Genomic DNA, 346 nt, shown 5'->3' on the forward strand with positions numbered 1-346 from the left:
GGTAACGTCAGTGACCCGTCTAACGCCTATGACTTCACTATCAATACCGTCGCACCAGCGGCGCCGGTTATCACCGACGTGGTGGATGATTCCGGTGCGCAGAATGTTGACGTGGCCCAGAACGGCTCCACCAGTGACAATACCCCGACCATCAACGGTACCGGTGAAACTGCCGATGACATCATCACCGTCTACAACAACGGTGCCGCTATCGGCTCCGCAGTAGTCGGCGCCGATGGCACCTGGTCGTTCACCCCGGACGCGCTGGCAGATGGTCAGTATGACATCACCGTCACCGAGACCGACGCGGCCGGTAACGTCAGTGACCCGTCTAACGCCTATGACT

1 protein-coding gene is annotated in these 346 nt (G+C 59.2%); it reads left to right on the top strand.

Going from position 1 to position 346, the window contains the following annotated elements; all coding sequences use genetic code 11:
* A partial coding sequence (locus tag J1784_RS00150) for an Ig-like domain-containing protein (protein ID WP_238485314.1) occupies positions 1–346 on the top strand: 346 nt, incomplete at both ends.

The sequence above is a fragment of the Rahnella ecdela genome, from assembly GCF_019049625.1.
Taxonomy (GTDB): domain Bacteria; phylum Pseudomonadota; class Gammaproteobacteria; order Enterobacterales; family Enterobacteriaceae; genus Rahnella; species Rahnella ecdela.